The organism is Bradyrhizobium sp. P2_E8, assembly GCF_056403875.1.
Window position 1 is genome coordinate 1 of sequence record NZ_JBFUES010000392.1, and the last position, 6,480, is coordinate 6,480.

The window sequence follows — 6,480 nt, forward strand, 5'->3', positions numbered from 1 at the left end:
GTTGGTGAGGCCAAAGCCTTTACAGGTCGATGAAGTGCCGAAGCTCATCGGTGCAGACGAAGCGCTGGTGCTTTTTCTGACCGGCGACAAGGAGAGCTATGTCTTCGCGGTGACGCGCGAGGGCTTCGACTGGAAGACCATTGCGCTCAACGAGAATCAGCTTTCGGCCAGGGTCGCGGCCTTCCGCCGTGGGCTCGACGTGAGCGCACCAGACAATCCCGGTGCATCGAAGGAAAACCTGTTCAATCTCGATCTCRCCTTCGAACTCTACACCACCTTGCTCGGTCCGGTGGAAGCGACGGTCAAGGGCAAGTCCGCCCTGCTCATCGTTCCCTCCGGTGTGCTGACGGCGCTGCCGTTCCACCTTCTGGTGACCGAGAAGCCGCCTGTGTCCGTACCGGGAGCGCTTGATAGATATCGCGACGTGAGCTGGCTCGCCAAGCGGCAGTCGACCGACATCCTGCCTTCGGTCGCGAGTTTGAGAACCTTGCGCCTGTTCGCGGGCAAGGGCCTCGCAACGAAGCCGATGATCGGATTCGGCGATCCGGTCTTCAATGCCCCTGACGCAGGCAGCGCCGACAAACGTGCGGCAAGGCGGGCGGTCCAGACGCGCAGCTATTCGGAGTTTTGGCAAGGCGCAGGTATCGATCGTGACAAGCTCGCGCAGGCCTTGCCGGCGCTGCCGGATACGGCAGACGAACTGAAGGCCGTCGCGGCAAGTCTTGGCGCGCCCGCAAGCGACATTCACCTTGGCGCTGACGCGAGCGAGACCACCGTCAAGCGAGCCCCGTTGATCGACTATCGCGTCGTCTATTTTGCGACCCATGCGCTGGTTGCTGGCGATGTGAAGGGAGTTGGTGAACCGGCGCTGGTTCTGTCGTTGCCGACGCGGCCGTCGGACCAGGATGACGGGTTGCTGACGCCGGGCGAGATCGCGCAGCTCAAGCTAAATGCCGACTGGGTGGTGCTGTCGGCGTGCAACACGATCGCCGGCGACAAGCCCGGCGCGGAAGCGCTGTCGGGCCTTGCGCGCGCTTTTTTCTATGCAGGCGCCCGTGCGCTTCTGGTCTCACACTGGGCGGTGGAGTCCGATGCTGCCACGCGATTGACTACCTCGACGTTCGACATTCTCAAGAGCGATCCGAAACTCGGCCGCGCCGAAGCACTGCGCCGTGCGATGGTCAATTACCTCAATGACAGATCGTCGCCGAGAAACGCTTATCCCGCGTATTGGGCACCCTTCGTCGTCATAGGCGAAGGGGCAAATCAATAGTCGCTGTTATCGGTGGGGTCGTCACGTCAAAAAGTCGGAAATGTCCGCTACTGGCCCTAGCCGACATCTCCGGTGGCCTGCGGCATGGACCGCTTCTGACCCAAAGCGTTAACGAAAGCGCGGAGCGTGTCCGCTCTGCCCAATTTCTGTGTTGCCGAACAAGAGTTCGGCGTTAACCACCGCCATCGGTTCCCGTCTGCGCGAAATCGCTTCGAGGTTTCTTAAATTTTGCCGGGTACCTCTTCCAGGCATGGTGACCTGGGGAAAGATATGAGCAAGCGGGCCAAACGTGGAAAGGCAGACACGTTTGCACTGCCAATGGCCGGGCGAGTTGCAATTGGCGTCGTGGCCGTCGCGGCATTGGGGTACGGCTTGCTGTCTCGCCCGGCGAGCGTGCAACCGACACGGAAGCCGTCCGCACCCCAAGCCATGGCATCGTCAACCCCGGTTTACGTGGCAACTCCAGTTCATGCATCAGCATCAGCACCAGCACCAGCTCCGGCTCCGATTCCGGCCCCGGCGCCCCTGGTCGAGCCGCCAAAAGCCGCTGACGGTCCCGGAGCATTTGTCCGGCAGGTGGTTGACTACGCCAGCCGCCAGACGCCGGGGACCGTGATCATCGATACCAAGAACACATTCCTTTATTTCGTTCTGAACGACACGCAGGCACTGCGCTACGGCATCGGTGTTGGCCGCGAAGGTTTCGCATGGTCCGGTGAGCAGACTGTGGCTCGTAAAGCGGAATGGCCGGATTGGCGCCCGCCTGCGGAGATGGTCTCGCGTCAGCCTTATTTGCCACGGTTCATGGCGGGCGGTCCCGGTAACCCGCTCGGCGCTCGGGCGATGTATCTGGGCGAGACCGAGTATAGAATTCACGGCACCAACAAGCCCGATACGATCGGGAAGCGGGTTTCGTCCGGCTGTATCCGGCTGACCAACGAGGACGTCGAGGACCTCTATGAGCGGGTGAAAGTCGGAGCGAAAGTGATCGTGCTTCCGGGAACCGTTGCCCGTCGGCCATCCCAGGGAGCGCCGCCCGACGCCGCTTCCCGATCGCCGGACCCGGCATCGCCGTCGAACCGGCCCTCGGCAGCTAACGCGCAGATGCTGTCATCTGGACCGAAGATCGCCGAGGCCCAGTAACTCAGTCCTCCGTCCTCGGCCTGCAACTGAAGACGAGGAGGCAATTCAAGTCGCAGCTTCTGGCCGGTCTCGGACCTTGGGCCCTTCACCGCATTGGGCCGCTCTCGGCCGAATGCCGGACATGTGGTTAACGAGATAAGAGGCACGCCACGTCGGTGCTGTGCCCCGTTGGATCTGGCTGGAAATCGGTCCGTGCGACGCATCCGACGGCGAACTGGTAGGAGTACCACCAACGAGAGGTGGACAGCCATCGGCTTTCAAGCAGAATGTCATCACCCCGATGCCGCAGCCTCGCCACACTCTGTGCCAGATCGGATGCGGTAATCGGTGCATCAACGATCATCAGGCCCGGCGGATGTACCCACGCCTGATGATCTTGAATGGCCCCGACGAGCAATCGTCGGGGCCATTGTTGTGATCGGCATGGCAACGCTAGAGATTCCTGCCGCGCCGCGTCTTTTGCTGCCGCCGATGCCGGCGTCGTTCGGCCCGACTATTCGCTGAAAAGTCAGACGATTGCGCTGTCATCGATTGACCGTCAAACACCGGACTATCACTCGTCAATTCAATCTGCAAAGCTGTGACAACATAAATGCGCCTGTAAACAAGCAAGCGCGAAGGAGGTTCGCAGTGGAGAAGGTGCAACGCTTGCGTGCGATGGGTTCGCTGTGCCGTCAACAGGCCGCATACAACAGCATGAACAAATGGAAGCTGCTCGCAGAAGCAGAATACTGGGATCACCTGGCTGATCTTGAGTTGTCTTCTTACTTCCAGCAATGCAACGCCACAGGCTCGGACGAGATGGAGCGGTCGCAAGCGATCACAAACACGAATGAGGCTGGGCAGAAGGCGATTTCCGCCGCGTGAGGTCAGAACGAGCTGCCTGCTGAATCCCGTGCCACCGCGCTTCTCGGAGGGAATCGCGGCCCGGACACGCATATTCTCGTCGAGCGTTGCGACAGAGCGATTACGTCACTCCATGTCGTTCGGCCGCTGCGCAATTGCAACGAGAGAATGCGACGCCGCCCTCACGGGCCTGCGACCTGCTGCAGCGTGTTGAAGCGCGCCTTCTGCTCGCTGCTCAGCGTGGCATAGAATTCGTCGAGGGCAGGCTCGACCAGCTTGGCGGCCGTCAGCATGGCCTCGAGCCGGCGCTGCATCGCCTCCAGCCGTCCGACCGGCGTCAGCGGGACATCGTTCGGACAGGCCGCCTGCAGGCCCTCAACGCCCTTCGTCGTCGCTTCGCTGAGACGGTCGAGCGCTTCCTTCTGCTTGCCCGCGGGGTGGAGCACAGCCTCGATCCTTTGGATCGGCAACTGGGTCAGGCCGGACTTCGGATCGCCGCAGGTCTCGGCACGGGCTTCCTGGGCACCGGCTTCCTGCTGCGGCGGCGAGCGGTCGCCGACATTGGGGCCGAGCGCGTTGAAGCGGGCCTGCTGCTCGTCACTGAGCGAGTTGTAGAAATTCTCCAGCGCCGGCCGCACGATCTTGACCGCTTCCAGCGTTGCGTTGACGCGGTTCATCATCGCCCGCAACCGGCCGGGCGGAGTCAGCGCATAAGTCTCCGCGCAGGAGTCCTTGAACACACCGGCAGCGCTGGCCGCCGCGGTCTTCAATTCGTCGAGCAGCGCGCGTTGCTCCGGCGTCGGCCGCACCGCCCGCGCGATATCGGCAAGCGGCCAGGCGGTGACGCCCTTGTCCGGTGTGCCGCACAATTGCTGTAGCGCTTGCGGGCTCACGCTGGCGCGCGGGCGCGCGCGGGAGCCGCCGCCGGCTTGCCGATAGTCATACGGGTCGATGCTGGCATAGGCGGAATAGGGGCTGTCGCCACCCCAGAACACGGTGTCGACGAAGTCGTCATACGCGTACGCCCAATAGCCGGGCTCGTACGCATAGGACCAGAATGTGTAGTCAAAAATGTCGGAGTAGGCGTACGGCCAGAACACGGGCCCAAGCCACGCCACGAACACCGCGGGATGGCGGTGTCGCCAAGCCTGCCGGGGATACCAGCCGCTCTGGCGGGCGACGAGGGCCGCCTGGGTCTGCGCGGTGCTCTGCCCGCGGAAGCGCTCGGCAAACCGTCCGCGCTCGGCGGCGCGCGCGGCGCCCGCCGCTGCGGTTGCAGCGGGAGCAAGCAGTCCCAGCCGCTGCTGGCGCGCCAGATCGGCTTGCTGCGTGCGCTGCTCGCGTTGCAGCAGACGGTTCTGCGACTGGAGCATCCGTTGCTGCTCGCGTAGCGCCCGCACGCCTTCCGGCTTTTGCGATTGCAATTGCTGCACGCGCTGCTGCAGGCGATCGATGCGGGTCTGGCGGTCCGCGGTCTGGCGCGACAGCATCTCGCGCTGCCGCTGCTGTACCATCAGCTGACGCTGCTGGATCTGTTGCTGATGCTGCTGCGCGCGCTGATCGATCTGCTCCCGTCGCGACAGCCGCTCGCTTACGGCCGGTGCTGCGCCTGGACGGGAGGGACCGGCAATATGCGGCTCCGGCCGCGGTGCCATGGCCGGACGTTGCGGCGCTGCCGGCGCCCGATGAAATTCAGGCCGGGGTGCCGCTATGTGCGGGGCAGCCCGCTGCGGCGGTGCAGCGAAGTGGGGAGCCGGGCGCGGCGGCGGTGCGGCGAAGTGCGGCGCAGGATGCGGCGCCATGGCCGGTCGCTGCGGCATGGCCGGGGGATGGAATGCCGGCGCGGCGGGACGCGCCATGGCGGGCGGCGCCGCCGGACGGGCCATGGCAGGCGGTGGTGCTGCCGGCCGAGCCGCCGGCGCTGCGGCCGGCCCCGCTGGTCCACCTCTTCCGTGTCCCGGTCCCTGGGCGGACGCGCCAACGCTCGTCGCCAGCATCGAGACGCCAACCAAGAAAGCCGTCACGCAAACGCCACGGGGAAGCATGTTCGTCGCTCCCAGCTCGAAACCGCCCACGACTCTCAACGCGCGGGTGGCGGAATCGTTCGTTGTTGGCCGCGGCCGGCCTTGCGATCTTCCGACGCAGGCAGCTTCAAATCCGGCTTCCCGGAGATCGATATTTTCTCCCGCGACTGGTAGGGCAAGCCGATGGGCAACGTGCTGCGCACCTGCATCGCGCAGCACAAGACTGTTGTGTAGCTCCCACTAGCGTCGCCCTCACGGGTCTGCGGTCTGTTGCAGCGCGGCGCCTTCGGCTCGCTGCTCAGCGCGGCATAGGACTCGACCAGGGCGGGTTCGACCAGCTTGGCGGCCGTCAGCGTGAGCCCTCTCAATTGACTTCCGCCTTCAGCGGCAGAACGGACATTGGTCGGAATTACTGCTGGCTCGCCCGGTCCGGCACGCTAAGACGCGCGGTTGAGAAAGATCGGCAGCCCCTGCTTGTTGGCGTAGGTGGGGCGGTAGCGCTCCGTGTTGTAGCTGCTCGCAACGTCCAATTTGCGCGGACCGAGCTTGGCGTCAGGGATGGGCACGAGGTCGTAGCGGCCCTCGACCAGCGCCGACATGAGGCCGGTCTTGTTTTCCAGCATGGCATCGTAGGCCATGTTACCGAAAGTCAGGGCCACGAGCTTGTCGATGAAGTCCGGATCGCCCGATCGCAGATCGTAGGTGAGATCGGAGGTGATCGTCTCCTCGCCGGTGCGCTGCTTGATCTCGTCGGCAAGCGATTCCGCCACGTTGGCCTTCTTGCGGTGACCGTAGGCGTCAGGCTCGCCGTATTCCCGCAGCTTGTAGCCTTCCCACTGAGCTCCCTCGCTGAGCACGATCAGCGCGTAGTTGCTTGGATTGGCGCGCTTGTCCTCGATGAGCAACTGGATCAGCTTGTCGAGGTCGACCTTATACTCCGGTATGACGCATCGTATCGAAGTCGCATACGCGGTGTAGAGTGCCGTAAATCCGGCATCGCGGCCAAAGACGCGGAAAATGCCAATTCGCTCATGCGAGCCGACCGTGGTGCGCTGCCGCTGGATGGCATCGCTGGCGCGGGTGATCGCGGTCGAGAAGCCGATGCAGTACTCGGTGTTGCGGACGTCATTATCCATCGTCTTCGGGATGGCGATGATCTTGACGCCGAGTTCGTTGAGCTTGGCCGCATAACTG

General features: G+C 63.8%; 6 protein-coding genes. 3 read left to right on the forward strand and 3 right to left on the reverse strand.

The features are described from left to right. The 3 genes from AC1D00_RS21365 to AC1D00_RS21375 form a co-directional block, all read left to right on the forward strand. A partial coding sequence (locus AC1D00_RS21365; RefSeq protein ID WP_477012026.1) for a CHAT domain-containing protein occupies positions 1–1,273 on the forward strand: 1,273 nt, incomplete at its 5' end. Between the two features lie 270 nt (positions 1,274–1,543). After that, complete coding sequence (locus tag AC1D00_RS21370; RefSeq protein ID WP_477012027.1) at positions 1,544–2,416, forward strand: L,D-transpeptidase; 873 nt, start codon at positions 1,544–1,546, stop codon at positions 2,414–2,416. Between the two features lie 630 nt (positions 2,417–3,046). Continuing rightward, on the forward strand, positions 3,047–3,283 hold the full coding sequence (locus AC1D00_RS21375; protein ID WP_477012028.1) for a hypothetical protein: 237 nt from the start codon (positions 3,047–3,049) through the stop codon (positions 3,281–3,283). Positions 3,284–3,444: 161 nt separating this feature from the next. Here the strand turns inward: AC1D00_RS21375 and AC1D00_RS21380 are convergent, their stop codons facing one another. From AC1D00_RS21380 to AC1D00_RS21390, 3 genes are all read right to left on the reverse strand, one after another. After that, positions 3,445–4,917, reverse strand: a complete 1,473-nt coding sequence (locus AC1D00_RS21380; protein ID WP_477012029.1) for a Spy/CpxP family protein refolding chaperone — start codon at positions 4,915–4,917, stop codon at positions 3,445–3,447. Positions 4,918–5,342: 425 nt separating this feature from the next. Then, on the reverse strand, positions 5,343–5,654 hold the full coding sequence (locus tag AC1D00_RS21385) for a hypothetical protein (RefSeq protein ID WP_477012030.1): 312 nt from the start codon (positions 5,652–5,654) through the stop codon (positions 5,343–5,345). Positions 5,655–5,723: 69 nt separating this feature from the next. Beyond that, positions 5,724–6,480: 6-phosphofructokinase (locus tag AC1D00_RS21390; RefSeq protein ID WP_477012031.1), on the reverse strand; the 757-nt coding region annotated here is incomplete at its 5' end.

What these genes read in the sequence shown, in the direction of transcription:
- AC1D00_RS21370 (WP_477012027.1), top strand. Translation starts at nt 1,544, where the DNA reads ATGAGCAAGCGGGCCAAACGTGGAAAGGCAGACACGTTTGCACTGCCA.
- AC1D00_RS21380 (WP_477012029.1), bottom strand. Translation starts at nt 4,917, where the DNA reads ATGGCACCGCGGCCGGAGCCGCATATTGCCGGTCCCTCCCGTCCAGGC.